The sequence below is a fragment of the Kiloniella laminariae genome (genome assembly GCF_027214005.1).
Taxonomy (GTDB): Bacteria; Pseudomonadota; Alphaproteobacteria; order Kiloniellales; family Kiloniellaceae; genus Kiloniella; species Kiloniella laminariae_A.
In genome coordinates, this window is sequence record NZ_JAPWGY010000001.1 from 500,068 (window position 1) to 525,854 (window position 25,787).

24 protein-coding genes are annotated in these 25,787 nt (G+C 52.3%); 10 read left to right on the forward strand and 14 right to left on the reverse strand.

The features are described from left to right. Nucleotides 1-78: 78 nt before the first annotated feature. The 7 genes from O4H49_RS02190 to O4H49_RS02220 all read right to left on the reverse strand — a co-directional run bounded on the left by O4H49_RS02190 (nucleotide 79) and on the right by O4H49_RS02220 (nucleotide 6,989). The gene (locus O4H49_RS02190; protein WP_269421770.1) at nucleotides 79-393 is read right to left on the reverse strand and encodes a hypothetical protein; all 315 of its coding nucleotides are present in this window, start codon (nucleotides 391-393) and stop codon (nucleotides 79-81) included. A gap of 33 nt (nucleotides 394-426) precedes the next feature. Next, on the reverse strand, nucleotides 427-1,920 hold the full coding sequence (locus O4H49_RS02195) for a hypothetical protein (protein WP_269421771.1): 1,494 nt from the start codon (nucleotides 1,918-1,920) through the stop codon (nucleotides 427-429). A gap of 185 nt (nucleotides 1,921-2,105) precedes the next feature. Next, nucleotides 2,106-3,740: a GMC oxidoreductase gene (locus tag O4H49_RS02200; protein ID WP_269421772.1), complete on the reverse strand. Its 1,635-nt coding sequence runs from the start codon at nucleotides 3,738-3,740 to the stop codon at nucleotides 2,106-2,108. After that, a complete protein-coding gene (locus O4H49_RS02205) occupies nucleotides 3,740-4,237 on the reverse strand; it encodes a hypothetical protein (protein ID WP_269421773.1) in 498 nt (165 codons plus the stop codon). Before O4H49_RS02205 ends, O4H49_RS02200 begins: the two co-directional genes overlap by 1 nt. Nucleotides 4,238-4,357: 120 nt before the next feature. Next, nucleotides 4,358-5,065 carry a phytochelatin synthase family protein gene (locus O4H49_RS02210; protein WP_269421774.1) on the reverse strand — a complete coding sequence of 236 codons (708 nt, stop codon included), beginning with the start codon at nucleotides 5,063-5,065 and terminating at the stop codon, nucleotides 4,358-4,360. A 17-nt stretch (nucleotides 5,066-5,082) separates the two neighbouring features. Beyond that, nucleotides 5,083-5,424: a c-type cytochrome gene (locus tag O4H49_RS02215; protein WP_269421775.1), complete on the reverse strand. Its 342-nt coding sequence runs from the start codon at nucleotides 5,422-5,424 to the stop codon at nucleotides 5,083-5,085. A gap of 23 nt (nucleotides 5,425-5,447) precedes the next feature. After that, nucleotides 5,448-6,989 (reverse strand): multicopper oxidase family protein, encoded by a 1,542-nt coding sequence (locus O4H49_RS02220; RefSeq protein ID WP_269421776.1) that lies wholly within the window; start codon nucleotides 6,987-6,989, stop codon nucleotides 5,448-5,450. Nucleotides 6,990-7,604: 615 nt separating this feature from the next. On the opposite strand from O4H49_RS02220, the gene O4H49_RS02225 reads away from it, so the two are divergent. Next, nucleotides 7,605-8,171 (forward strand): 2OG-Fe(II) oxygenase, encoded by a 567-nt coding sequence (locus tag O4H49_RS02225; protein WP_269421777.1) that lies wholly within the window; start codon nucleotides 7,605-7,607, stop codon nucleotides 8,169-8,171. A gap of 124 nt (nucleotides 8,172-8,295) precedes the next feature. Continuing rightward, entirely contained in the window at nucleotides 8,296-9,441 is a 1,146-nt protein-coding gene (locus O4H49_RS02230; protein WP_269421778.1) for a TIGR04552 family protein, read from the forward strand. Between the two features lie 241 nt (nucleotides 9,442-9,682). Here the strand turns inward: O4H49_RS02230 and O4H49_RS02235 are convergent, their stop codons facing one another. Then, nucleotides 9,683-10,759 carry an alpha/beta fold hydrolase gene (locus O4H49_RS02235; protein WP_269421779.1) on the reverse strand — a complete coding sequence of 359 codons (1,077 nt, stop codon included), beginning with the start codon at nucleotides 10,757-10,759 and terminating at the stop codon, nucleotides 9,683-9,685. 87 nt (nucleotides 10,760-10,846) lie between these two features. Here O4H49_RS02235 and O4H49_RS02240 point away from each other — a divergent pair, with 87 nt between their 5' ends. Further along, a complete protein-coding gene (locus tag O4H49_RS02240) occupies nucleotides 10,847-11,566 on the forward strand; it encodes a helix-turn-helix transcriptional regulator (RefSeq protein ID WP_269421780.1) in 720 nt (239 codons plus the stop codon). Between the two features lie 424 nt (nucleotides 11,567-11,990). Here O4H49_RS02240 and O4H49_RS02245 read toward each other — a convergent pair whose 3' ends face one another. Then, nucleotides 11,991-14,852: a cold shock domain-containing protein gene (locus O4H49_RS02245; RefSeq protein ID WP_269421781.1), complete on the reverse strand. Its 2,862-nt coding sequence runs from the start codon at nucleotides 14,850-14,852 to the stop codon at nucleotides 11,991-11,993. 320 nt (nucleotides 14,853-15,172) lie between these two features. Here O4H49_RS02245 and O4H49_RS02250 point away from each other — a divergent pair, with 320 nt between their 5' ends. Together O4H49_RS02250 and O4H49_RS02255 are read left to right on the forward strand one after the other, a co-directional pair. Continuing rightward, entirely contained in the window at nucleotides 15,173-15,499 is a 327-nt protein-coding gene (locus O4H49_RS02250) for a hypothetical protein (protein WP_269421782.1), read from the forward strand. After that, nucleotides 15,496-15,831, forward strand: a complete 336-nt coding sequence (locus O4H49_RS02255) for a DUF2489 domain-containing protein (protein ID WP_269421783.1) — start codon at nucleotides 15,496-15,498, stop codon at nucleotides 15,829-15,831. The genes O4H49_RS02250 and O4H49_RS02255 overlap by 4 nt, the downstream gene beginning before the upstream one ends. A 93-nt stretch (nucleotides 15,832-15,924) precedes the next feature. Here the strand turns inward: O4H49_RS02255 and O4H49_RS02260 are convergent, their stop codons facing one another. Together O4H49_RS02260 and O4H49_RS02265 are read right to left on the reverse strand one after the other, a co-directional pair. Continuing rightward, nucleotides 15,925-16,515, reverse strand: coding sequence for a hypothetical protein (locus O4H49_RS02260; RefSeq protein ID WP_269421784.1), 591 nt, complete (start codon nucleotides 16,513-16,515; stop codon nucleotides 15,925-15,927). 629 nt (nucleotides 16,516-17,144) lie between these two features. Continuing rightward, nucleotides 17,145-17,738: a TetR/AcrR family transcriptional regulator gene (locus O4H49_RS02265; protein ID WP_269421785.1), complete on the reverse strand. Its 594-nt coding sequence runs from the start codon at nucleotides 17,736-17,738 to the stop codon at nucleotides 17,145-17,147. 367 nt (nucleotides 17,739-18,105) lie between these two features. On the opposite strand from O4H49_RS02265, the gene O4H49_RS02270 reads away from it, so the two are divergent. The 4 genes from O4H49_RS02270 (at nucleotide 18,106) to O4H49_RS02285 (ending at nucleotide 21,960) form a co-directional block, all read left to right on the forward strand. After that, nucleotides 18,106-18,840 carry an antibiotic biosynthesis monooxygenase family protein gene (locus O4H49_RS02270; protein WP_269421786.1) on the forward strand — a complete coding sequence of 245 codons (735 nt, stop codon included), beginning with the start codon at nucleotides 18,106-18,108 and terminating at the stop codon, nucleotides 18,838-18,840. 193 nt (nucleotides 18,841-19,033) lie between these two features. Further along, a complete protein-coding gene (locus O4H49_RS02275) occupies nucleotides 19,034-20,398 on the forward strand; it encodes a tryptophanase (protein ID WP_269421787.1) in 1,365 nt (454 codons plus the stop codon). Between the two features lie 328 nt (nucleotides 20,399-20,726). Continuing rightward, entirely contained in the window at nucleotides 20,727-21,131 is a 405-nt protein-coding gene (gene fosX / locus O4H49_RS02280) for a FosX/FosE/FosI family fosfomycin resistance hydrolase (protein ID WP_269421788.1), read from the forward strand. After that, nucleotides 21,118-21,960: a class I SAM-dependent methyltransferase gene (locus O4H49_RS02285; RefSeq protein ID WP_269421789.1), complete on the forward strand. Its 843-nt coding sequence runs from the start codon at nucleotides 21,118-21,120 to the stop codon at nucleotides 21,958-21,960. The genes fosX and O4H49_RS02285 overlap by 14 nt, the downstream gene beginning before the upstream one ends. Nucleotides 21,961-22,058: 98 nt before the next feature. Here O4H49_RS02285 and O4H49_RS02290 read toward each other — a convergent pair whose 3' ends face one another. From O4H49_RS02290 to O4H49_RS02300, 3 genes are all read right to left on the reverse strand, one after another. Then, nucleotides 22,059-23,462, reverse strand: coding sequence for a hypothetical protein (locus O4H49_RS02290; protein WP_269421790.1), 1,404 nt, complete (start codon nucleotides 23,460-23,462; stop codon nucleotides 22,059-22,061). Nucleotides 23,463-23,859: 397 nt separating this feature from the next. Beyond that, the gene (locus O4H49_RS02295) at nucleotides 23,860-24,516 is read right to left on the reverse strand and encodes a LysE family translocator (RefSeq protein WP_269421791.1); all 657 of its coding nucleotides are present in this window, start codon (nucleotides 24,514-24,516) and stop codon (nucleotides 23,860-23,862) included. A 121-nt stretch (nucleotides 24,517-24,637) separates the two neighbouring features. Then, nucleotides 24,638-24,772, reverse strand: a complete 135-nt coding sequence (locus tag O4H49_RS02300; protein WP_269421792.1) for a hypothetical protein — start codon at nucleotides 24,770-24,772, stop codon at nucleotides 24,638-24,640. 113 nt (nucleotides 24,773-24,885) lie between these two features. On the opposite strand from O4H49_RS02300, the gene O4H49_RS02305 reads away from it, so the two are divergent. After that, on the forward strand, nucleotides 24,886-25,776 hold the full coding sequence (locus O4H49_RS02305) for an IclR family transcriptional regulator domain-containing protein (RefSeq protein ID WP_269421793.1): 891 nt from the start codon (nucleotides 24,886-24,888) through the stop codon (nucleotides 25,774-25,776). Nucleotides 25,777-25,787: the final 11 nt, after the last annotated feature.

The following is a 25,787-nucleotide window of genomic DNA, read 5'->3' on the forward strand; positions in this document are numbered from 1 at the left end:
TAGAAAAAGCCCCGGATCATAAGGTCCGGGGCTTTTTGCATGTAATTGGGGGGAGGCTGGTAAAAATCCTGGCGGGGTTCAGGAAACAGGCGCATCTTTACTGAGGGTATAGCGCAGGGGATTGGAGAAAGAATACTTGCTGCCCTCCATCTTCAGGCTCCCGCTACGCAAAGCCTCTCTGAGCTTGCTGTTGACGGGTCTGATCTTGACAAGGCCTATGAAGAGATACGCGACCATAGCTAACCCGCAGAGGATCTGGAGCAGGATCATATTGAGGGATACCCCGACCAGACCGATGCCCAGCGCCCCGAACAGTCCCCAGGTCAGGGCCGTATTGTATTGATAGACGATATGTGCATCGGTTTCCTCAATGACCTTGTAGGCTTCAATCATGATACTGGTTTATCCTTTATCTGGCGATGGCTGTTAGGCTGGTATCTGACTGCTTTTCCCGACCTTGTAATTGAGCCACAGGCCTTCGATGCAGGGGAGGACGCCGATAATAATGGCAACGACCTGGGCGTAGAAAATGGTGCGATAGGCGCTGACTTCATCCTGCCCCAGCATCTTGGCGATCTGATAGACAATCTCGAGAATCTCGAGGCCGAACTCGGTGCCGAACATAATCACCAGCGCAGGCAGCAGGGCCATGACCGGGTTGCCACGACATTGGCACATGACCACACCGACGATCACGGTGGTAACCAGTCCCATACCGGCAGAGGATATCATTTTGGAAGTGTAGAAGAAGGAAGCATCGACCGCGAGATCCGGATAGGTGATATAGCCAGTGGTGCCAACCAGAAGCAGGAGTATCCCGGTTATCAGAAGATGGGGCATCAGATGCGGCCAGCGGACGAAGATCCCGCCGCCCAGTGCCACCGCGGCAATCTGGGCCGCCGCGCCCAGCGAGGCGCGATCCTGGATCAGGTTGGACGAGCAGAGATGGCGCACCAGATAGGCGGCGTCATAAAATCCGGTTGAGGGAACTTCCAGTAAAAACAGGCCGATCAGGAGGAACAAGGCGGTCGGTGGCAGGGAGTGGACCTGAAAGGTTTTGCCACTGGTTTCCAGCTGTCGTGCAGAAGCTTTTGATTTGCGGAACAGGATCAGGCCGAGCAGGGCGATGATAAAAAATCCGCTCATCAGGGCAAGGCTGACCGGGGCGGTGACCCCGGCGAGGGAGTTGGAAATGGTCCAGGCCTCAAAAGCGGCAATCCCGGCGATGATCATGGCGATGGTCGAGAACGCGGGTCGCGGGATCGGCGGGGGAGCTGAAGTTGCTGCTTTTGTTGTTGCATTTCGGGAGGGGAGCGGGCTGGTTTTATCTCCGTGGGGCAGCACCTTGCGGGTCAGCAGCAGATAAAAGACCGGGAAGGCGGAAAAGATCAGGAAATAGTTTCCGGTGCCGATATCCATGGCGACATATTTGACCAGCTGCGGCGTAATCAGAAAGGCCACGGGTTGGGCCGAGGTCCAGACGGTGGTCAGCAGCACACGCTCGCGTTCGTTCTCGACCTCGTTGATCGCCAGCTGGGCAATCGGGGCGAAGAAGGAGATGCAAAATCCGCTGATGGCAAAAGTGAGGATAACGACCAGTTCACGGACAAAGAGGGCTGGCCCCATCACCAGTGTCAGGCCGAGGGCAAGATAACAGGCCGCTGCGGTCAGGGCGCAGGCCGTTGCGATTTTCTGGGCGCGATCCCGGCTCAGAAGGAAAGGGGCCAGTGCCAAAGCCATAACAGAACTGCCGATCAGCAGTTCCACCAGGATCTGGGTCTTGTCGACCGAGATGTTCAGAAAGCTGGCAAATTCACCTTCGGAGACAAAAACTGTCGAGGTGACTACGGATTTCAGGGCGTTGCCGAGAAAGACAAAACAGAGAACGGCAAGGCTGACAACGCCTAAGATACGGGGCATCCAGAGCATCTCCGGGTAAAGGGGCCAAGGGGTCGATAATATCAGCTAGAAACCAATCCAGCGAGCTTTGAGGGACAAGGCGCCATGACTATGACCATGACCAATGTCATGGCAGGATTATCTGTTTGCGGCTGTCCCTCTAACTTCACTCAATCTGGCTAACTTCACTCAATCTGGAAGCCTGCTCAGGGTTTCAGGTGTTTCTCCATATGATCGGCGGCCCGGATCGCCAGCGCGGCAATGGTCAGTGACGGGGCATTGACCGGCATGGTGATGTGGGTGCTGGAGCCGATGATATAGAGGTTCTTGTGATCGTGGGACACCAGATCGGCGTTGACCACCGAGGTCTTGGGATCGTTGCCCATCTTGGTCGTTCCACCAATGATGGCGTTGGACAGATAGGGTTCGTTATGCTTGACCTCGGTCGCGCCCATGATCTTGAAAACTTCCAGATTGATATCCAGTCCGACCTTCAGGCCGTTTTTGGTGTAATCATCCATCCTGAAGGTGATCTTGGGTTTGGGAATGCCTGCGGTATCCTTTTCATCGGCCAGTTCAACCCGGTTGCTGGCATCGGGCAACACCTCGGCAGAGGAGTTCAGGCGCAGATGACGCGAGACCTGGGCATTGATGGCCTCGGACAGAGCCGGACCAACCACGCCTTTGGCAATCAGATCCTTGGCCAGGCTTGTTGCATCGCTGTTGCCGGACCAGCCACTGTTCATAAAGGAGGTACCAATAGCGGCTTCCTTGCTGCGGAAATCGCCGTCGCGGCGTTCGATCAGACCGGAGGTCTGCTGTGGGCCACGGTAGGGGAAGACCGGGTCAGGGGTCAGGCCCTGGGTGTCCTGGTTGGCCTGGGTCAGCAGATAGCGCCCGACAGCATCCGAGGAGTTGGCCACGCCTTTGGGGGCGTTTTCCTGTTTTGAATTGAGCAGCAGGCGCGGGTTCTCGATGGCGTGGGCGCAGAGGGCAAAGACCTTGCCGCCGACCCAGAAGGTGCTGCCATCTGGTTTCTGGACCTTGACGCGTGAAATCTTGCCGTCCTTGTCAACTTCCATAAAGGTGACCAGGGCGTTGACCTCGACCCTTGCGCCTTCGTCTTCGGCCTTTTGCGCATCAACCGAGGCATCGTATTTGGCCCCGATCGGACAGATCGGCACGCAGGTGTTGTTGCCACAACAGATCGGGCGTTTGTCAAAGATTTCTGAATTGCGGGCGTGCGAGAATATCCCGGAATGCAGGCCCATTTTCTCCAGCGCCTTGGTGACCTGTTTGTCCATATAGGTTGCGGGGATCGGCGGCATCTCATAGGGAACGCCGTAGCGCGGTGCACCCCAGACATCGTTGGGATCGCCTGCGACACCCCAGCGTTTTTCGGCGGTGACGTAGTAGGGCAGCAGCATATCGTAATCAATCGGCCAGTCCTCGGCCACGCCATAGAGGCTTTTCATGCGAAAATCCTGCGGGCGCAGACGATCAGCAAAGCCGGTCCAGTGCCAGGTTGTGCCGCCAAAAATGCGCAGGTACGCGCCGATAAACTTGTTTTCCTCGGCGGTGTCCTTGTCCTGGACGTAAAAATCAGCATAACCGCCATCGGTCGGGTGCGGCGCACTGGGGATCGAAGGATAGGGCGCCTGTGGTCCCTTGGTCGTGCTTTCGTAAAAAATCTTGAGAAAATCACCGCGCGGGCGTTTGTCGCCAGCTTCGAGGATCAGAACGTCAATGCCCTTTTCGCGCAGGGAGCGGGCGAGGTGCGCCCCGGCCATTCCGGCACCGATGATGACCACATCCGCATTCATTTTGTTGTCTTCAGCCATCAGCTGTTCCCCCGGTTGTTACGCAGATCAGGGGCAAATGCCCAGTGGCCAAAGGCGGGGCCGCCGCAGATGCCGGGGGCCTTGGCAAAGGCAAGCGAAGACCAGGCCAGAGACCAGGGGTAATAGGGAACAGAGGTTACCGCGGTGCCACTGGCATCCGTCCGGGTGACTTCTCCGGTATAGAGCACGGTGGCGATCAGCTTGATCTGTTCCCGGATCGCGTCCGTTGTGTTGGCAAGGACTTCGTTGATCGAACGTCCGTCGACTTCGGAGATAAAGCGGTTCATGGCATTCTGCCCATAGGTGGCGAGGAATTCCTTTTCCACGGAACGGACCATGTGGTCGGCAATATCCACGACCCCGCCGATCTGGCGGACGGCTTCACCAAAAACCCGGCTGCCTGACCCCAGACTGAGAGCCTGGGCAGGGCTGCCCAGACCACCGGCGAGGGGGATCAGGGCGGCAGAGGTCAGCAGGCTGCGTCTGCTTATGTTCATCGTTTTATCTCTCCTGTTCGGGCCTTTTCTAACCTGTCCCGGGCTGTTTGGTGAGGCTTTTGGCCGAAACTGCTTTCGGCCAGCCTTCTGTCCCAGCTGCCAGGCTTTCCCGGTTCTCTGCTACTGGCTTACAATCACCGCACCACGGGATCTGTCAGAGCTTGGGTCCTTGTCCATCATCGCCTTGTGCAGGTCGGCAATGGTCAGCCAGACCGGGGGATATTTGTAGCGGGCAACATCCAGTACCAGAGCGCGGTCGGTTTCCACATCATAGGCGGCAACCGGGGAAATATGCCCGCCACCTTCCTGACCGATGGGCTGACGCGAATAGTTGGCGACAAAGCGCCTGTTCGGATCTGCCAGAACATCGGTGATCGTCTGGCGCAGCCATTCTTCGGTAAATTCATCCGCGTGGTGGAATTCGGCCTTTACCCCGAGGTTCTGGAAGAAAGTCGCCAGCTGGGGCAGGACCAGTCCGTCATGTTCGACCTGTGGATAGGGTTTTACCGCCTGATTTTCAGGGGTGAAAATCGAGGTCTGGGTAAAAAGCCTCCAGGGGTAGAGCTGGGGCGGTTGCGGGCGTTCCACATCCAGCGAGTTCATCACCCCGGCGATGGTTGCCGGGCCACAGAAGGTCAGAATATGCTCGCTTTCCAGAAAAGAGGCGAGCTTGAGATAGTCCATGGTGATATCAGCATCATGAAACAGCTGTTCACCTTCGGGAGAGGTCAGATAGATTTTCTCGGCAGCCTGGGCCGGAGCAAAAGAAAGCAGGCTTGCTGCCACCAGGGTTGTTGCCAAAGCAGTCGTGAGCAAAAATTTTCGCATTATTATTCTCCAAAGCCTTATTGTTGTGCCCCAAACCATTGGGAGAGCGCCACGATCTGTTCGTCGCTCAGGTTTTTGACCATTTCCTGCATCACCAGAGCCTGTCCGCCTGTCCGTTCGCCGGATTTGTAATGGCGCAGGGCATTGGCAAGATAGATCGGCTGTTGCCCGGCAATGATCGGCACATCGGCCAGTTCCGGCCTGCCGTCCTCGCCATGACAGGAAAGACATTGTGACCCGAAAGCCGGGATAGGAGTATTTTGGGGATCGTCCGCCACAGCGACAGAAGGGGCGACTGAACCGGCGAGAACAGCGGCCACCATGCTTGTGGCAAGAGACAGATTAAGTTGTTTCATCATGTAGCATTTTCCCATTTGCAGGCTTATGGCTCGATATTCACGTTGATCATCATGCCGGTATCCTCGTGCGGGAGGATGTGGCAATGCATGACATAGCGGCCATCAAAGTCGAGGAAGCGGGTACGAAACACAACTGTTCCGGCAGCGGGTACCGCGATGGTATCCATCCAGGGTTTGTCCGGGTCGGCAACACCGTTGACCGACATGACCTGGAAGGGGTTGACGTGAATGTGGATCGGATGCGGGAAGGGGGTCTTGTTGATCAGGGTCCATTCCTCGACCGCGCCAAGTCTGGAGACAACATCATCCCGCTTTGGATCAAAAGGTTCATCGTTGATGGTAAAGAGCGTGTCGTGGAAATAGCCCTTTACATCCTCGACCCCCAGCACGATTTTCCGCCGATGGGTGATCTCGGCATCGGTAATGTCGACCAGGATGGGATTGTCCGGCAGCGGTCCTTTGGGAATCTCCCGGCCAAAAGGTGTTCCCGGTGGAACGCGGGAATCATTGGCCGGAATGACAAAGATATTGGCCAGATGCACCGGAGGCAGGGACTGCTTGCCCTGGTCAAAGAAAGGACGGCGCAGCAGATAGGCGCCCGGTGTCGCCCCCTTGACCAGCACATCAACCCGGTTGCCGGGAGAAAGATGGACTTCCTCGACCAGACGGGCTTCGGGCAGGGGATTGCCGTCCCGGCCGATTTCATAGATTTCAAGACCGTCGATCTTGAAGGGGAAGAACTGGGCATCGCCCGCGTGGAGAATGCGCCAGCGCTGGACCTCGCCCTCGCGGATATAGATCCGGGGCTTGTATTCGCCGTTGACCAGAAAATCGCGTTCGGCATCCAGTGGCCAGATCGGGTCTTCGGAATCAAGAATGCCGTCAACACCGGGGATCGGCGCCTGAATGACCAGAACCCGCTCGACCGCTTCCTTGATTTCCGGCACGTCATCCAGCGCCCCGGCAATGATCGCCATGCCAGCGGCCCCTTGCGCGACCTGGGCGGAAACAGACCCGTGGCGATGCGGATGATACCAGTAACTGCCGGCTGGATGGTCTCTGGGGACCTGGACGACATAGTTGAATTTTTCGCCCGGTTCGATGTTCAGATAGACGTTGTCACTGTTGCCCTTGGGGCTGACATGAAAGCCGTGGTAATGCAGGTTGGTGGTGTTGAAATGGTTGGGTATGTTGACTTCGGTCGGCTGGTCCGGCCGGTTTTCCGGCAGGCGGTTTTCAAAGGCCAGTTCCAGTGTGTCCCCGGCATTGATGCGCAGGGTCGGGCCGGGCAGGCTGTTGTTGAAATTCCGCAGGATTGTCGGCCCGCTGGGCAGGATGACTTTGTTAAAGCCCATGTAGATGTTCGTGCGAAGCTGGCCGTTTATCGAGCTGATTTCGGGCGGATTGAACAGGTCATCGCTGATGCCGAGTGGAGATCGGGCAGTCAGTGTTGCTGCTTCCTGGGCTTGTGCACTGGTCCCCCCGGCAAAACGGTGCAAGAGAGCTCCGCTGGCGGAAAGGGCTGCGGCGCCCTTTAGAAAGGTACGTCTTTTTATCTTTGTCATTTGTTCCCCCTGACGCGCTTATTTTGGGATAAGAGTCCTAAATTATGGTTAAGAACTGCAGGGTCTTATTTTGCTTTGATTTTTCTGCAGAGGACCAGAGGCATTACAAGATTCTTTTACAGCCAATTATTGCTTTTTTCCAGTAATAAATATCCATGATTGAATCTTGATTTTTCCTATCCTTATGAATTAAAATGATATTTATGGTTAACTGACCTGTTTTTCGCTTTGGGAAGCTTTGAAGGAAATCAGGCAGAGAATCTTTGTATCCTGAAGCGAAAAGAGGTTCTGGCGCAGGACCTCGCGCGAGGGAAAAAGGGCGAGAATTTCACTTGTCATTTCAGGTGGATTGAGCCTAAAGAAGGGGCGGAAACAATTCGCCCCGTTACAGCCTGGGCTGTCGATGCAGGCAGGATGCTTTGTTCTCTTTCCCTGATCAGCCTCGGGACAGAATGAAAGCACCCCTGATTAAACTGTCAGACCCCCCAGTGCCGAAACGCCATGAACACGGCTCCGGATTGTTTTTCCCACTGAACTTTCTTTATTTTTGCTTCTGCCTGTTCCCCTCGTCCCTGCGATGTTTCGCGGACTGTCAAAAGGTTAACGGTTATGTTGATGACGCGTCCCTGTGTTCAGGAAAAGCTTTTGACGCCAGCTGAATGCCAGCGGCTGATCGAGCTGTTTGAAGCCTCTTCCGATGTGGCTGCGGCCCGTCTGGCGGGCGGGGTCAAAAGTTCGATCCGCAAATGCCATTATCTCTGGCTGGATGATACGGACAAGACCAGCTGGGTGTTTCTGAAGCTGGCGGGTCTGGTGAGCGAGGTCAACCGCAACTGGTTCCAGTTTGATCTGGAAGACCTGCGCGAGGGGCTGCAGCTGATCCGCTATGATGCGCCGCTGGATGAACAGAGCCCGCCGGGGCGTTATGGCGCGCATATGGATATCGGCACCACCGGGTCAACCACAACCCGCAAGCTGTCGATCTCGGTCCAGCTTTCGGATGGTCAGGCCTATGAAGGCGGGGCGCTGAAGGTTGATGACGAGGGCAAGGGCTGGACAGCCCCGCGGGATCAGGGAACAGCGGTGGTTTTTTCCAGCTTTCTCCAGCACGAGGTCTGCCCGGTGACGGCGGGAACACGCTATGCGCTGGTTGCCTGGGTGCACGGCCCGGCCTTTCGTTAGGAAAACCCCGTTCGGCGGGGCGCGGCTGTCTGGCGGTTTTGTCGTAATTTAATTAAAAATTAGATTCTTTGTATATACTTGTGTCTTTAGTTTTAGCCTCTGATTTCTCTGGGGATGGCGAAAGATGAACGAGGAACTGAGACTCTGGGCCGGGGCGTCGATCCGGACGGTGCTCCAGGGGCAGTCGATTATCGACTCTCCCCGTCTTCAGGTACAATCACCGGAAGAGGCCGAGGCCTTTCTGGAATGTTATGGTTTCGATTATAACCAGGATGAAGACCGCCGCGAGATCGAAGCAATCCGTCAGGAAGCCATCGGCTTTATCGAAGAGGTCCTGCTGGAAGAGGGCGAGGAAATGCCCCCCGAAGTCCGCAATCAGGAAAACCTGCTCAAGCTGCTGCTCTGGGTGTCCTCGCCCGAGGCAACCCCCCGCTCGCGCTGGAGCTGTGTGGTCCTGCGGGTCATGCATACCTTTGCCCACTGCGGCTCCTATTTCAACGAACGCTATCACGACCAGATCAAGGAACAGATCTTTGGCCGTTTTGAACAGCACATCCGCCAGACATCGAACGGGACTTTTCTGGGGGATATCGAGCTGGTGGTCTATGAAAGCCGCTCGTCCAAATCCCGCCGTTCCGCGGTGCTCAAGCTGTTGCACAAGGCGGAAAACGTCGCGGCGGATATCTTTGACTGGCTGGGCATCCGCATTGTTACCCGCGACCCGCTCGATGCCCTGCGCGTGCTCTGTTACCTGCGCCAGAACAATATTGTCATGTTCGCCAACATCAAGCCCTCGCGCTCACGCAACAGCCTGATCGATGTGGAGTGGATGGAAGAACGCTGGAAAGATGTCGAGGATTTTTCCCAGCTTACGGCCGATCTGGAAAAGATCAAATCCCCGGATGACGCCAAACGCCTGACCGATAACAGCTTCAGTGGCTCCAGCTACAAGGCGCTGCAGTTCACCTGTCGCCAGCGCATCAAACTGCAGGAAGGCGAAGGCAAGCAGATCCGCTTCTATTTCCCCTTCGAGATCCAGATCCTCGACGAAGCCAGTTATCTGTCCAACCACAGCGGTGCGGCTTCTCACGCCCAGTACAAACAAAGACAGGTCCAGGCTGTGCGCCGCCGGGTACTGGGATCGCTGTGCAAAAAGCGCCCGCACGAAATCGCCCCGGGATCACCCGGACCCGCCGAAAAAGACCCCGATGACAAAGACCGGGACGACGAAATCCAGCCCGCCCACCTGCGCATTTCCATTCAGGGGTGAGGGATACCAAGGTATGGATTTAAGTCGGCCTTGCTGTCAGCCGACGACAGTCTCGATGTACAATTCTGGGTGATGCGGATCTTGTCCGGGATGCGGAAGCAGAAAACATCTGAAGTTACGAAGATTCAGGATTCTGCCTTCCTCTGCGCTTTCCGCTGGGTCTTCACCTTCCCCTTACCCTCTCCGGGCAGGCCGAAGGGTGTAAGGGGAGGGTGTGGTCGGCCCTGTTACGTTTTTGCGGCTAGGTGGCTGCCTGCTGGTCGAGCCAGGTTAAAATCGTCCGGGTTGTTTCTTCCGGCATTTCCTGCTGGATCCAGTGACCGCAATCCAGACTGACCACCTCGACATTGGGGACAAAATCGGCCAGTTTTTCAGATCTGGCGACGGCATCCCGCTCGCCATAGATCATGAGGGCCGGCTGTTGGATGATCGGGTTCACGCCCGCCAACAAGTGCCAGTTTCGATCAAGGTTTCTGTACCAGTTGATGCTGGCTGTGAAGCCTGATGCTTCGAAGGCAGAGACAAAAACGGCCAGTTCGCTGTCGCTCATTACCGGCTCGCCGAGCGGGGTTTCTGCTCTGGCGAGATTGATCATTGCCATTCCTGGTTCGGGTTCTCGGGCGGGCAGGTTCTTGCGGTACAGGTTGCGCAGGAACCGGGAGGTGTTTTCTGCCAAAACGGCGTCTGCGACGCCGGGCTGTCGGTTGAAGTGGACAAAATAGAAGTCGCCGCCAAACAGAACTTCCATCGTCTCGATCCAGGGTTTTTCCCAGCGCTCCTGATAGGGCAGGCTGAGGTTGATCACTCTCTTTACGCGGTCCGGATGCAGCAACGTCAGCCCCCAAACGACCATCGCCCCCCAATCATGACCGATAAAGGTGGCATCTTTGTAGCCGTAGTGATCAAGAAGTCCGACAAGATCACCTGACAAGTGTTCGATGTCATAGTCTGTGACCTCATCCGGACGGGACGAGTTGCCATAACCCCGCTGGTTCGGGACGATGACATGATACCCCGCCGCGACAAGGGCGGGCAGCTGATGGCGCCAGGAAAAGGCATGCTCTGGCCAGCCGTGACAGAGCACAACAGGGTTTCCGGCATTTTCCTGACCTGCCTCAAAGACTTCCAGTTCCACGCCGTTGACGGCAACAAGTGTGGATTCGGGGAAGTCGCCAGAATTAAACTCCGAGTTAAACCCGGAACTAAACCCGGAACTAAACTTTTCGGGTCCGTTTGTCTTATTCGGCTGGTCAGGCGAGGCCTGCTGTTTCGAAAGCTTCTCTCTCCCGTCACGGGGGAGTGTGGATGTAGGGTGCAATTTCAAATCTCCTTGCTGCTGGGTTCAGCTCTTGACTAAAACCTAATGGTGACAAATATTGACACCATTAAAGGATAGCCTTGCGAAATGAATGTCCGCCTTCGCCATGACGCCATCGTGCGCAGCCTTCGCCGCAACGGGACTTCGACCATCGCTGACCTGGCGGCGGAGGTTGGGGCCTCCAGACGCACGGTGTTGCGGGATATCAGCGCGTTGCGCGATGAGGGCTTTGTCATTCATTCTGAACCCGGTCGCGGGGGCGGCCTGCAGCTTGATCCGCAATCGGTTCAGACCACCGCGCGGCTCTCGGTTGCCGAGGTCTTTGCCCTTCTGATCAGCGTCGCGTCGATGCGTGCGGCGGGCAGTTTGCCCTTTTCGGATCTCGCGGATGCCGGGCTTGCCAAAATCGAGAAAGCCCTGCCGCCGGACAAGGTCCGCGACTTGCGCCGGTTTCTCGATTGTCTGTACGTCGGGCAACTTTCACCGCTGGTCGATATTTCGGATATGAGCGCAATGGACCCCGCGCTGCTGCCCGCATTCGAGACCGCTTTTCTGCAACGGCGACAGCTGCGTTTCCAGTACCGTGACGCCAAGGGGGCCGTCACCCGCCGCATGGTCGAACCACAAGCAATGCTGATCTTGCCACCGCTTTGGTATCTGGTGGCCTGGGACCCTGCGCGCGAAGACTTCCGCCATTTCCGGATGGACCGGATCAGCAGGCCGGAATATGTCCAGGATGCCCCTTTCCGGCGACGACACGTCCCCTTCAAGGATGAGGTCACCCCCATTCGCGACTTGCCGCGCTGAGTTGTGTCAGAGTGCAGATACTCAGGACTTTTTGCGGTTCAGACCTGCCCTTTGTGAAGCCGTTGTTTTTGTCTGATTTGCGGCGAAAGCAGGGGTTTGTCAGCCAAATGGCCTGTTACATCTAATAACAGTGATTGACCATATTTCCTTATGGCCTCAAGTTGGAATCCAGCAAATAGATACAATCATAAAAGATATTGACGTCTCGACGTTAGAAGCGTGGCACGTCTTACCGAATATAGGCGTAATAATGAAATGCGGAATCTGGTATTGGCTGGGTTTCTGAGAGTACTTCTTGCAGTTGGTGAGTTGTATGTGTGGTTTTTTTTTGATTGTACACAGGTGAATTGGATTGTATTTGAAATTTTTATTTTTTAATTTCCAGTATTTAATCGATTTTATTCGTTCTGTTGAGGGTATTTGTTTAATCATCAAGAGCTAAGGCCATAGCAACAGGCCCTTTTATCTGCATTTCTATTTCCACTAACACCTTCTTTCCCTCTTCTAGTTCAGTTAAGCCATAAGAATTAAGAGTTCTTCTTGGAATTAAGATATCCCTACTGCCGTCATGAGGTTTTAAAAAACCATATCCTTTATTTGAGTCATAGAAAATTACGGTGGCAGTTTTTAAGTTTTCTTCATCTTCATTTGTCGCTTCTTCACTGATGTTGACTCCATCTACCTGTTCGATATCTATAACTTGGAGGCCACGATCAGATTGCGATAAACCACAAACAATCTTTTGATTGGTAGTAAGGGTATTTAAACCAAAGTGTTCAAGTACGGTAAGACTTAAAAAAGCATCCTGATGTTTCTGATCGATTTTAACGAAACCATACCCTTCTTTAGGGTTGAACCATTTTACGGTTCCGTTAACTCCTGACTCCCGACGTTCAGCTTGGAGTTCATCAACAAGAGAGCGCTGGTTCTTATAATTTTCATTACTAGCAGGAATTTTAATGAAAATTGCATCTTGTTTAATACAATATTCTTTGAAATTCACTCGTATTTCTTCAATATGCTTTTTTTCCTCATTAAACTTCTTGAGTGTACTGGCAAGCTCGTGATTTCTAATTCCAGTAGTTAAAGCCATTTGAGAAAAATAAGTCTTATCGTGTAAGGCTAATTCGATATGCATTTCTCCGCTATTAGTAATGCTAACGAGATGGCCGTTTGTTGCGATATTATCTGTTGGATCATAAGGTTCTACAAGCCGTGTATCTAAGAGCATTTGAATGCTTGAGCGGGTTAGATGAGAAGATACCCCCATTGCGACGAAGTATTGCTCAATCTCACCGCAGCTTAAAAAACTCTCAAGGGGATTGTGAACACTCCTTTGTTTATCCAATAAGAGAATTAAAATACGTAATCTTAATAAAGGTGATCCAATGTTTTTAGGGTTGATTGAGAACAAATTCGATACAAATTCGCTTTGCTCTTGCCTGAAAAAACGATATTGGCCATTAACAAGTGCTAGTGAGAGGTTTTTAGTTGTAATACGCAGGACATCATTTGAGATATAATTTTTAATAAGATCATCTATTCCAATAAATGGTGATGTCATTAAGCGCTTAGAAAGTTGTAGAGATCGCCTTATATCGAAATTTGCGAGATAACCTATTCTTCTAGCTAGAAACTCATTATTTAAAAATACTTCCTCTAAGGAAGATGCAAAGGCTTTCAGGTTTTCGAGTTTGACTGTTATTCCGTTTGGTAAAGTGTAGTGACCTTTAGTCTGATCCGCATCATCAGCCTCAGCAGCAATGTATTTTATTCGCTTTTCGAGTACTTCCTTTGTCGAAGGTACTGGTAGGAAAAATGATTTTGCTTGATATGATTGTAGCGGCCCTGATTTAGATAATTGCCAAACTGTTTGGTCTGTTATTGGTACAATTAGGAAACAAGTTTTTACTCGCTCATATATAGCATTGGTATACTGGAACACGGCCTGTTGAATCTGCCCAGAAAATTGATCGGTGTTATCGAATACGATACAAGGGAGCATGTGTCTGGAACGAACCACATTATTTAATTGGCACATACTATATTCATGTGGGTTTGTGTCCATGAGGTCCTGCAAATATTCTCCGAACTTGATTTTAAAAGCTGAAAGGTCTTTTTCATAAAGGTGTTTATGCGCTCCCACGCTCCATCGTTGGTAAGTAGAATGGAATATGCCCTGAAGCTCTTCGTAGGTGGGGGCATTGTCGGCATATAATTGTGTTTCAATTTTCTGTACTAGAGAGCGGTCTAACCAATTAATTAGATTGTTTTGATCACCACCGAATTCGGCCAAGTCGAGCTTGAGAAATAGGCATTTTTCTCTCACTGTTTTTTCTAGAGACATTTCGAAAAAACGATCCACGAATGTGGATTTACCAGATCCTTTGTTCCCGATTAGCAGAACTTTTTCGCCACGATTGGTTCGGGTGGCTTTTTCTATTTCCGTGGCAAGTTGGCTTCCTGCTGAGGTTTGCATTGGTTGAATTTGTGACAAGACTTCAGAAGTTATCCGAGCAAGAACCTTTTCCGCATGTTGGCTTTCTTTGCTCTCAACAAAACAACGTTTGAGCAATTCTTTATCATTGTCACCTGATATTGTTGAAAAAAAAGAGTCAAAAACATCTTCCAAATCTCTTGCGTGTTCTGATTTTTGAATTACAGCTGAAGCAGTTGCACCATACGCAAAATGCAACTCTTCTACTGGAGATAAAGTGAAACCTTCTTTTTCATTAAGAATTGCGTGATAAACTCGGTTAACTAGGTGTTCACGACCAAGAAATTCATAAAAAGTTTGGAAGTTTTCACTGATAACGTCTAATGAATTAAAGACAGCAGCCTTGCCTTCAGATGGTTTCTTTCCATCAGTTCGAGTAGCCCTAAAAAATATCCATGTAGTACCATTTGTGACTACTGAAAAATCTATTCCTTCGTCGATGCAATATTTTGTGGCCTGCTTTATGCCAGGCTTTGCATTCTTAAGACCAGGACCGTCTAGTTTTAAAAAGCTTAATGTAGATGATTGTGAGGATGTAAGTTCTTCAGACGTTCGCTTCGCTTCGACAATAGCACGAGTCTTTCCTGAGCTATGAATTAAGTAATCAGAATAACCATTCCTATTGGGCTTTTCGGTCTGAATTTCTTTGAAATCCCAGCCAAGAACTTCAGTCAAAACTCTGTTGATCAATCGAAAGCGAACATCTTCTTCAGTTACCGTCGAACTTGCGGTTTCACTAAACTCTAGTTTTATAGTTTCAAAATGTTCAGATGCTTGATCTAAGTTCATAGAGTAGGTCCTTGGGTAGACACTGATTATGCTTCTAAATTCAGCTTGTCATAAGTCCCCTCGACTTAATAATTTGCATTATTCTCAGTGTACAAAAAGCAATGCATTTCTATGGGTTTTCCGAAACAGAGCTTTCGGGCGAAAGCAAAAGAGGTTTCGCAGTATGGTACACTTCTACCTACAGCTGAAGATCCGCTGGGATAGCGTAGATGTTACAACTTTAAGTATACTTATTTTGTTTTGTAAATAATTTTCTGCTTGTGGAGCGTTCCATTTCTCCCTCTTGCCATCACTCTCGCGAAAAGATAATTTTAACGGGTATGAAACAGGCGCTGAGCGCGGCAGGCTGGCAAGCCGTTCTTGCCGTTAGGATCTTCCTGCGCCACTTCAGCGAGCTGGGACCAGTGGCGCCAGAACGCCATCCTTACCGGTCAGGTCCGGGCCATTTTGCCGGGCGGAAGGTGCTTTTTCAAAATCAAATGTTTCAGACGTGCGCCAGTCCTGTTTTTACCTGTTTGCGGAAATCACATAGAACTTCTGACAGTCTCATCGGAAGATTAGCAATTGCGGTTCATCGTCTGTTTAATATACTCTTTAAGAAGGTAGAGTTTCATAATTTCAGCAATAATTTGAAAAGCATCCTATGAAAATAAGTAACGAAGAATACGTCGAGAAGAAGAGGCAGCGCGCAGCAGAAGTGGCTCGTGGCATGATTGATGGCTCAGTGCATTACCTAGAAGGTGCAATTGAATTATCAGCGCTCAGATTCGAAGTTGGTCTTTCTGAAGATGATAAGGACTTTTTAGCTTTTACCATTGTTTCTTCTGAAGTCGATAATCTTCCTATAGGTGCTCCTAGGCAATATTGGTCTCAAGAAGCACTAGATCGACATGAACCTGAAGTCCAAAAATCTATTATATGGGCAAAAAAAGTATCTTTTACCGAGTGTAAATCAATTGTTCGCCGGTTTAATCCTTAACAATTAAATGTAGCCACTTGGGGCGGTTCCAATCGCTTAGTGCCATAAGTGGACCTCTAGAACCAGCCAGGACTTATTTGCCAAATTAAAGCCTTACTGGCTTGATGTATAATTAAGAAGAAACATAGTTAAAGGCCATAGAACCAGCAAAGAGTACGTGATTAAGTTTGCATTACGTACTTTAACTTTAAGCTCGTTTGACGATCGTTCAGGCAACAGTTTTTTCGATACAAAGTATTCGGACCACCAAGATACAAAAAAGAAGGGAACCATAAGAACCATCCCTGCTGCTGGTATCATCCAATCAAGATCTTTCCCGTGTGGTATAAGCCATGGTGCCTGCCAGGTTACTGACAGGATTTTTCCTAACGTAGTATCAATTCTGTAAGCCGAACTACCGCCAGTTAGCAGTTGAAGCAAAACCAGAACAAACCATGTAAGAGGGATGCCTACTATGGTTGAGATTAAATTAGAGATACTCACGGTTTTTGCAGATCGAAATATGGGCAGGGCCATACTTTTTGAAAGGTAGAGCGCTTCGATGAGGATGATCGGTAACAAGGAAATTGCAAATGCAGGTATTGCCAAAATCAACATGGGGATACCAGCATTCGCATAAGCGTGACCCGGCACAATAAGCAGCAACAGTATTACCAAAATATTTTTGTAATTTAGATGACGCATCTATTTTCTCATGAATTTTTGCAAAGAATTAGCCCGCTCTTTGTTCTCTATATATTGTGAAACACTCAATGTCCGCTTTGGGTCGAGAGCGGGCGACTGCCATTTTCACGCTGTTCTATTTCTACTGGTAACGAGAATTTCTGTTAAAGCGCCATTGAACCACAACCTTAGATAAAACTTTTTCAATTTGTAAATTCTTTTCGATCTTGGTTCATTAAAGCCCCTTCCTCTCGCCCGAACGCACTCTCCCTCTTGCCAGCGCTCTGGCGAAAAGATAATTTTAACGGGTATGAAACGGATGCTGAGCGCGGCAGGCTGGCAAGCCGTTCTTGCAGTTGGGATCTTCTTGCGCCACTTCAGCGAGCTGTGACCCGTGGTGCCTGAACGTCATTCTTATCGGTCAGGTCCGGGCCATTTTGTCGGACGGGAAGAGCTTTCTCAAAATCAAATGTTTCAGACATGCGCCAGTCCTGTTTTTACCTGTTTGCGGAAATCACACAGAACTTCTGACAGTCTCATCGGAAGGTGAACAATTGCAGTTTATGGTCTGTTTTGGCGTAAACCCCAAATCCAAGTCCCCAGCGCCAGGTCTATAGCGGGTAACAATCTTCTGGGGTCTCATGAATTCTTCAGGAATTATCTTTGTGCGATATCGACGCGAGTAAAAGGAGAGCCTGCTGCGCAATCGCGTTCTTCTCGGAATCGCTTTGTGAAATGATGCCGTAAATTGAAAGGCCGCTATCGATCACAGATAACAGGTTTGCAAGTGCGTCTATATCTCGATCAGGCGGCAATTGACCATATTCTTTGGCAGCACAGAGGTTTTTGTGAAACAGGTTCTTTGCTTCCAAAAAAACCTCGTGGGCGGCAGAAAAGGCTTCATTTGTTACAACATTCTGCTCAACAATTGTTTTGACCATAAAACAGCCGCTGTATTCGTCCCCAAAGCTCATTTCCTCGAAGTATGTTCTGATATTGTCAAGACCATGGGGCTTTGCATCCAGGGTTTTGCGATAGGTTTCCTGCGCCCATTTCAGATACAAATCCAGAGCCGCCCGGAAAAGCCCTTCCTTGCCGCCAAACTCGGCATACAAGCCGAAACGGTTCAGCCCGGTAACTTTCACGAGCTCTGAGAGATGAGTCCCCTCGTAACCCTTTGCCCAGAATAGCTCCATAGCCTTCTCCAGGACCAGATCCCGATCGTAGCTTTTGTGTCTGCCCATCTAATAATTCTCACCATTGCGCCGCGGGTAGGTAATTTCTCTCGCCCTTCGTTCAGAAAATATCGCCCAGCAAATAATCCAGCATATAACATGGTATGGGGTGTCAAGCCATGGCTGTCATAAATTGCGACAAGCCAGGTATCTGAGGGCGTATGTTCTGAATCTGATGGTTTCATCGCCTGTAGTAACCAGTCCTGTTTTTTTCGAAGAACACCCGCCTTTTCGGCTCTGTAAGCATTACCCCGGTCATAGGAGTGTCACGGGTAGGTACGCAATATAAATAACCTATCGTTCAGAAATATATTGACCAGCTAAATGTGGGCGTTATATTTTTATCACGTATCGTTCTGAAATATGGAGAGCTCTGATGTCCCGCAAGCACATCGCATCTGCGACTGTTACACACTCACTCTCGAACCAAGCTGTTCTTGCTGAAGACAGCATGATTCTCGAAATAGCCTGGTTCAAACTGTTGCCGGGGGTCGAAGAAGCCAGGTTTGTTGAGGGGGCACAGCATGTCCAGGATCACTTCCTGCGGCGTTTCAGTGGCCGTATATATCGGGAACTACTCAGATCGGATGATGATGACCAATGGATTGATTCGATCCACTGGCGGTCAGTTGGGGACTTTGAAAAGGCAGCTGCGGAGATCCTGACCGATCCTGATGGGGCGGCGATTATGAGCCTGATAGATCCGTCAACTATCGTCTGGTTCCATGCTGACCGGAAAAGACACTGGAAAACCGCCAGCATTCCTCAAGGCAGCGGCTATACCGAGATCCAGTTTTTCAGGCTTGTCGCACCCGGATCAGAAATTGAGTATCTCGTTCCGACGACGGATGAAGAATTCCTTGCAGCAGCGGAGGCAATTCAACAGCAGATGGCGAACCAGCCCGGTTTCTCCGATCGCGAGATTTTCCGCACCACCGATGGCTGGTGGTTGGACCTTATTCATTGGCAATCAAAAGAAGCGGCTGAATCAGCAATGGCTAAAGTTATGACTGAGGTGACAAACCCGGAGTCAGTTGTAACGAGCTTTGTAAGCAAGATAGACCCAAAGAGCCGCAAGAGTTTTAAAATGAACCAGGGTCGAGTGTGGTGATGCCAGCCAACTCCCTCTTGCCAACAGTCCATCAAAAAGATAATTTTAACGGGTATGAAACGGGCGCTGAGCGCGGCAGGCTGATGAGCAGCAGGCAACCGCGGCGCTTCTGCCCCGATTGAGTACCTGGCTGATTCCCTGATTTTTGCTTCGGGGGCGGTCGCTTGAAAGGGGCGTTAGCGGAGACCCCTTTATGAAAACAATAATCGAACCCTTTCGTATCAAATCTGTCGAACCCATTCGCATGACCACGCCGGAAGAACGGCGCGATCTGTTGCGTGCGGCGGATTACAATCTGTTCAAACTGCATTCCGATGATGTGCTGATTGACCTGCTGACCGACAGCGGGACCTCGGCCATGTCGGCGCGTCAGTGGTCGGCGATCCTGTCTGGGGATGAAAGCTATGCCGGATCACCCTCGTTCTTTCGTTTCGAGGCCGCCATCCGCGATCTGATGGATTTCAAACACATCATCCCGACCCATCAGGGCCGCGCCGCCGAAGCCATTCTTTTTTCCATTCTCGGCGGCAAGGGCAAGTTCATTCCCTCCAACACCCACTTTGATACCACCCGCGGCAACATTGAAACCACGGGGGCGCGGGCCGATGATCTGGTGATTGCCGAGGGCAAAAACCCGTCACTGGTCCACCCCTTCAAGGGCAATATGGATCTTGCAAAGCTGGAGGCCTATCTGGAACAACACGGCGATGCCGTGCCCTGTGTGATGCTGACCATCACCAACAATGCCGGGGGCGGGCAGCCGGTATCGCTGGCCAATATCCGGGCCACGGCTGAAATCGCCCGCCGCTATGGGCGGCCCTTTATCATCGACGGCTGTCGCTTTGCCGAAAACGCCTGGTTTATCCAGCAGCGCGAGGAAGGCCAGAAGGGGCGGGCGATCAAGGATATTGTCCGCGACTGTTTTGCCGATGCCGATGGCATGACCATGTCGGCGAAAAAGGATGCCTTTGCCAATATCGGTGGCTGGCTGGCGCTCAATGACGATGAGCTGGCCGACAAGGCGCGGACACGGCTGATCATGACCGAAGGTTTCCCGACCTATGGCGGGCTGGCCGGGCGCGATCTTGACGCCATTGCCCAGGGTCTGAGCGAGATCGTGGACGAGGACTATCTGCGTTATCGCATCCGCACCAACGAATATATCACCGAACGTCTTGATGCCATGGGGGTTCCCGTGGTCAAGCCCGCGGGTGGTCATGCGGTTTTTGTCGATGCCCGCGCCTGGCTGCCGCATATCGCGCCGCTGCAGTACCCCGGTCAGGCGGTGGCCTGCAAGCTCTATGAGCTCGGCGGTATTCGCGGCTGTGAAATCGGCACGGTGATGTTCGGGCGTGCGCCGGATGGCACCGAGGCCCCGGCCTCGATGGATCTGGTGCGTCTGGCCATGCCGCGGCGGGTCTATACCCAGTCCCACGCGGATTATATTGTCGAGGTGTTCGAGGAACTGACGGCGATGAAAGACAGCCTGCGCGGATATCGTATTACCGAACAGCCGCCCGCGCTGCGCCACTTCACGGCGAAGTTTGCGCCCCTGTAAAACGGGGTCCTGTTGATGGGTCCCTGTAAACGGGCACCCATCAACAGGTAACCATTAACAGGTATTGGTAAAACAGGATCAGGCAGGCCGATCTGGACCGGAGCTGAAAACAAAAGCACTGGACAGGCGGCCTGCCTTTTTCTGTGCATGAATTTCTGGGTATGAATTTCTGGGCATGAAAAAATCCCGGTTATTATTAAAACTCCAGGCTGTATAAAAAATCGGCTTGTATAAAAAACTGGTCATTATCTCGTCAAAATCTGTGCGTAAAAAGACCTTTCGTTATGCGGAACTCTAACCTGAAAGCGGAGAACTGGGGGGGCAGAAGATGATTGAAGGCATCAGTCACATGACCTTTATCGTACAGGATCTGGACAGAATGGAAGCGATCCTCTGCCAGATCCTGGGTGCAGAAAAAGTCTATGACAGTGGTGACACAAGTTTTTCCCTGTCGCGGGAAAGATTTTTTCTCGTCGCCGGGCAGTGGATTGCGATTATGGAGGGCGAAGCATTGCCCGCGCGCAGTTATAATCATGTTGCTTTCAAGATCCCGGAGACAGCCTATGATGACTGTCTTCTGCGTATCAGGGATCTGGGGCTGGAACTGCGGGAAGGGCGAAGCCGGGTTGAAGGCGAGGGGCGGTCGATCTATTTTTATGATCATGACAACCATATGTTTGAACTGCACACCGGCACCCTTGATCAACGTCTGAAACGCTATGCCCAGGGATAATTCCAGAAACAAGCCGCAAAACGGTAAGCCACAGAACGCTAAGCCACAGAACGGTGCCACAAAGGCCTGCCAGAATGGCTCTGGGCAGGGCAGAAACAACAGCGACTTTTCTCCCCGCCTGAAGGCCAGCTGGGATGACAATGCGCAGCTCTGGACCGCAGCGGTCAGAGAGAAAAAAATTGCCAGCCGGGTGAGCTGTACCGATCAGGCAGTTGTCGCGGCTGCGCTGACCTTGATAAAGGAGAGGGCGCCACAGCCGACAGGCGTTCTCGATCTCGGCTGTGGCGAGGGCTGGCTGGTGCGGCGCCTGTCGGCAGAGCCGGGCTGTGCAGTGACCGGAATTGACGGCAGTGCCGATCTGATTGCCAGCGCCTGCCAACTGGATCCGGTATCAAGCTATCTGCATCTGGGCTATGACGAGATTATCCAGGCACCAGCGCGGGCGGGCGGCCCCTATGATCTGGTGATCTGTAACTTTGCCCTGTTGGGCGAAGAGATAACGCCGCTGTTGTCCGCGCTGCGCCAGTGCATGGGTGCGCAGGGCAAGCTGGTTATTCAAACGCTGCATCCCTGGCAGGCCTGTCCGGAAAGCGGCTATGAAGACGGCTGGCAGGAAGAAAGCTTCGCTGCTTTCAGTGCCGGAAACAGTGCCAGAAACAGTGACGGAAACCGGGCAGATAACTGGACTTCAATGCCCTGGTATTTCCGAACACTTGCTTCCTGGATTGAGGTGATCGGGCAGGCAGGTTTTACTCTCGTCAACTGCGCAGAGCCGATCAATCCGCAGAGCGGAAAGCCGGGATCGCTTTTGTTGATCTGTGGCGCGTGATCATCGCGGAGCATTGATCCAGCGCATCGCCCCGGTACATCACCCCAGTAGATCGCCCCAGTAGATCGCCCCGGTATAGTGATCTGTTACGGGGCGTGTTAGGTCAGGCCCCATTTTTTCTTCAGGGAAATCTGGACCTGTTGCATGCGCAGGAAAAAGGTCCCTTCCTGCGCGCCTTCGCTTTCCAGCCACTTGCCCAGCGGGGTGAGAACCTTTGAGCCATAGAAAATACCGGAACAGCTTTTCAGTTCTGCCTCGAAGCGTGTCTTGTTGATGTCATGGATATTGGATCGAAAGTGTTCAAACAGTCCATCAAGTGTCTGGATGTCGTCCAGATCACCATGATCCTGTCCAACAATCTCCCTGATTTTCTTGGCCAGATGGATCGGCAGCCGCCCCAGTTCTGCGGCGACAAGCGGGCGGGCCTGAATCATGGTTTCTGTCGTCCGGCCAGAGCCGATACAGGCATCCTGTAAGGCCTTGGGAGAAAGGCAGGCGGTTTTCTCGCCGATGCGATGGGCCGAAAGGGCAATCAGGTCAAAGTCATATTCATCAAAGTTGCTGACCAGTTCGTCAAGCTGCTGAACCACTGTTGTGTGGTTTTCGCTATAGCGCGTGGCGTCGTGGAGCTGCTTGATCGCCTTGGCAATCTCTGGCTTTGCAAGGTTGAAGAGTTTGGCAATCAGTCTGAAACCGGCGACACGGGGCAGGAAATAGTCATGCTTTTCGGAATGCAGTTTGAGTTTGTCGAGCAGTTCCTGGATCATGTCCTCGTCATGATTGACGGCTTCGTCCGGGTTTTCAGCTTCTGTCGCTGACGACGTTTTCCGCGCCTGTTGCCTCAGATTGTCTTCAATGGTTTCTGCCCAGGCGAGGTGTTTGTTGATCTCGTCGCTGATCTCTGCCTGCTGTTCATCAAAAAATTTGGCCGAATTACGGCCCTGTCTGAGGTAATCACGCTGCAGCGGTTCATAAATGCTGGTTTCGATTTTTTTGGTTCGAAGCCGGGTGACAGCAAGGCTGGTCAGAAGATCCCGCAGGCCGGATACGAAAGCGGGGGCCAGCACACAAATCGGCTGGACAACGTCCTGACGCTTTCCCTTGCGGAAACCGGGATGGTCTTCAAGTTCACCCCGCAACAGGGCCAGATGATCGCCCAGAACCGAACTGAGATAATTGACCAGGAGATACTCTGGCTGAAGATACTGATAGTCATCCACCTCGCTGGTTTGTTCGGGCTGGTTTTTGTAGAGCAGGGGGATGATGTCTCGCGAGATCGCTTGTGCCAGCTCGGCCCGGCCCGGATGGATGGTTGCATTCAGGCTGTTGAGGAAGCCAAGGAGATCGGCAATCGAGCGTCTGGCCTTGGCGGGCTCGCGGGTTTTTTCAACCGAGCCCTTCAGATCCTTGATAACGGCGGCGACCGCGGCCCGAACCTCTGTCAGCTCAGACTGCCTTGTCAGGGTCGCAAAACGCTGCAGTGATTGCAGGGAAGTCGCCATGCAAAAGATCTACCTTTATTCTAAAAGGGCGGCCAGAAGCATTTCCGGGGCTGCTTCGGTATTGGCCTTTGAACCCGCTCTTTCAAGTCGTCCTCTCAATTCGGGGTGACAGTAGCATACAAATTATGAATTATTGTTAACAGGCTGATTTTTTTATCTATTTCACAGAGATGTTCTGTGTTTCGGCTGTTGTTCCCTGTATTGCAGGGTGCGTTTTTTCCCTTGAGGCAAAGGGATGGCAACACTCTTCTGGCCCGGAATAACAGGGGTAAACACGCGGCTGATGCGGGTCAGGCTGCTGTGCGGGCTGTTCCATTCTAGACCGGAAAGACGGTTTTTTCCAGAGGTCGCTTTGACCAAATCCGGCTTGAATTGGCAGAGTTAATAACCAGAAGGGTTATTGCTGTAACGTCGCCAGCTTGATCGCAAGGCCGATAAAAACCAGCCCGGCGATCTTGTTAACAATGTTCTGGGCCCGGGCAGAGTTGCGCAGGTGCGTGCCGATTGTTCCGGCAAGCAGGGCGATCCCGCCAAAAATCAGCAGGGTCGAGAGAATGAAAAACCCGCCCAGAACAAAAATCTGTCCGGCGACAGATCCCCTTGCGGGATCGGCAAACTGGGGCAGAAATGACAGAAAGAAGATCGATACCTTCGGGTTGGTCACGTTCATGATAATGCCGCGACGATACAGCCTGAAGTAATCGGCCTTGTGCTGTTTCTGCTTTTGGGCAGCGGCTGTGGGGCCTGTCACGTCAAGCGGTTCTGGCCGGGCGCGCAAGACAGCCCAGGCGAGATAGAGCAGATAGCAGGCCCCCAATATTTTCAGCGCATTAAAAGCCAGACTGGAGGTCTGTACGATGGCCGCGACCCCGAGCGCGACAGCCGTGCTGTGAACCAGGACACCGGTACAGAGGCCGAGAACGACAAAAACACCGGCAAGGCGCCCGCTGAGGGCCGACTGGGTCAGCACAAAAATATTGTCTGGTCCGGGAGTCAGGGCAAGCAGGATACAGATGGCAAAAAATCCTGAGAGGAGGTCGAGGGGGAGCATCATGAATCCTGTGCCGTTTCCGGTTTATGCAATGAAGAAAGATCTTCTTGTCCAGCCTCTGGAGGCCACGCTGATCAGTTATTTGGCCAGATACTTGGCCAGTTATTGACCAGTCACAGGCCAGTCACAGGCCAGTCACAGGCCAGACAGCGAGATCATGAAGGCTGTGCCGGGGATGATCCATTCCGAGCATCGGAACGCAAGGCAGGGTTCGGCGCATCAGGAATGTTTCAGTCGGCGTTCCCGGCACAACCTTCATGATTTTCTTTTACGCTGCTTTGACGCTGCTGCAATCACTTGCTACAAAATATTCACTGTGCGAACAGTGATTGTAAAGCTGCAAAAAAAAACTAAAGACCGGGAGCTGGAAAAGTGTCGGACAAAACAGAGCTGGAGAAATTCCCGCGTGAAGCGAGGGGCGAGATCCCGGGCGTCGGAGACCTGACCCATCGCCCGGTGCGTGCCCTGGCCCGCGGCTTGTCCCTTTTGCAGCTTATGAACCGCTTGGGCCCGGTTACCGTGCAGGAGCTTTCCCGGCAAAGCCGGTTAAACCGGACCACCGTCTATCGGTTGCTGGAAACGCTGGAGGCGGAAGGCTTTGTCAAACGCGGCGCAATCTCCAGCCCGCTCTGGAGCCTGACGCTGGCGGTACGGTCCCTCAGCGAGGGCTACGAACAGCGCGACTGGGTGACCCAATTGGGGGCGCCTGTTCTGGGGGAACTGTTCAAACAGGTGGTCTGGCCCACGGACATTGCTGTTTTTGATGGCCGGGGCATGGTGATCCGGGAGACAACGCACAAGTTCAGCCCGCTGTCGAGGAACCGCAATATGGTCGGTGTCCGCTGGCCCTTGCTGACTTCGTCTCTGGGACGGGCCTTTTTCTGTTTTTCCACAGCCGAGGTGCAAAGCTCGCTGCTTGAAGCATTGCAGAACTCGGAATTGCCCGAAGATGCCCGGGGCAGAGACAAGGCCTTTGTCCAGTCGCTGGTAAAGATCACCCGGGAACGCGGCTATGCCCAGTCTGTGGATGAAACCGACAAGGGGATCTCTTCAATTGCCCTGCCGGTCTGTTCCGGCGACCAGGTGGTGGCCTCGATAAACCTTGTATTTTTCACCTCGGCGATGACACCGCGGGTCGCTGCTGTTCGATACCTCGACCCCATGCGGTCTGCTGTGCGACAGCTCGAACAGAGTCTGGCGCAGAACAGCCTGATATCAGACTTGTCTGCGCCCGGGCCGGGTGAAGAAGGCCCTTTGTCTTAAACGTGATTCTA

Coding starts and splice junctions, on each gene's coding strand:
- O4H49_RS02220 (WP_269421776.1), bottom strand. CDS start 6,989: ATGACAAAGATAAAAAGACGTACCTTTCTAAAGGGCGCCGCAGCCCTT.
- O4H49_RS02300 (WP_269421792.1), bottom strand. CDS start 24,772: ATGAAGGTTGTGCCGGGAACGCCGACTGAAACATTCCTGATGCGCCGA.
- O4H49_RS02215 (WP_269421775.1), bottom strand. CDS start 5,424: ATGATGAAACAACTTAATCTGTCTCTTGCCACAAGCATGGTGGCCGCT.
- O4H49_RS02285 (WP_269421789.1), top strand. CDS start 21,118: ATGCCCAGGGATAATTCCAGAAACAAGCCGCAAAACGGTAAGCCACAG.
- O4H49_RS02275 (WP_269421787.1), top strand. CDS start 19,034: ATGAAAACAATAATCGAACCCTTTCGTATCAAATCTGTCGAACCCATT.
- O4H49_RS02230 (WP_269421778.1), top strand. CDS start 8,296: ATGAACGAGGAACTGAGACTCTGGGCCGGGGCGTCGATCCGGACGGTG.
- O4H49_RS02270 (WP_269421786.1), top strand. CDS start 18,106: ATGTCCCGCAAGCACATCGCATCTGCGACTGTTACACACTCACTCTCG.
- O4H49_RS02295 (WP_269421791.1), bottom strand. CDS start 24,516: ATGATGCTCCCCCTCGACCTCCTCTCAGGATTTTTTGCCATCTGTATC.
- O4H49_RS02190 (WP_269421770.1), bottom strand. CDS start 393: ATGATTGAAGCCTACAAGGTCATTGAGGAAACCGATGCACATATCGTC.
- O4H49_RS02205 (WP_269421773.1), bottom strand. CDS start 4,237: ATGAACATAAGCAGACGCAGCCTGCTGACCTCTGCCGCCCTGATCCCC.
- O4H49_RS02290 (WP_269421790.1), bottom strand. CDS start 23,462: ATGGCGACTTCCCTGCAATCACTGCAGCGTTTTGCGACCCTGACAAGG.
- O4H49_RS02210 (WP_269421774.1), bottom strand. CDS start 5,065: ATGCGAAAATTTTTGCTCACGACTGCTTTGGCAACAACCCTGGTGGCA.
- fosX (WP_269421788.1), top strand. CDS start 20,727: ATGATTGAAGGCATCAGTCACATGACCTTTATCGTACAGGATCTGGAC.
- O4H49_RS02255 (WP_269421783.1), top strand. CDS start 15,496: ATGAAAATAAGTAACGAAGAATACGTCGAGAAGAAGAGGCAGCGCGCA.
- O4H49_RS02195 (WP_269421771.1), bottom strand. CDS start 1,920: ATGCCCCGTATCTTAGGCGTTGTCAGCCTTGCCGTTCTCTGTTTTGTC.
- O4H49_RS02260 (WP_269421784.1), bottom strand. CDS start 16,515: ATGCGTCATCTAAATTACAAAAATATTTTGGTAATACTGTTGCTGCTT.
- O4H49_RS02265 (WP_269421785.1), bottom strand. CDS start 17,738: ATGGGCAGACACAAAAGCTACGATCGGGATCTGGTCCTGGAGAAGGCT.
- O4H49_RS02250 (WP_269421782.1), top strand. CDS start 15,173: ATGAAACAGGCGCTGAGCGCGGCAGGCTGGCAAGCCGTTCTTGCCGTT.
- O4H49_RS02200 (WP_269421772.1), bottom strand. CDS start 3,740: ATGGCTGAAGACAACAAAATGAATGCGGATGTGGTCATCATCGGTGCC.
- O4H49_RS02225 (WP_269421777.1), top strand. CDS start 7,605: ATGACGCGTCCCTGTGTTCAGGAAAAGCTTTTGACGCCAGCTGAATGC.
- O4H49_RS02240 (WP_269421780.1), top strand. CDS start 10,847: ATGAATGTCCGCCTTCGCCATGACGCCATCGTGCGCAGCCTTCGCCGC.
- O4H49_RS02245 (WP_269421781.1), bottom strand. CDS start 14,852: ATGAACTTAGATCAAGCATCTGAACATTTTGAAACTATAAAACTAGAG.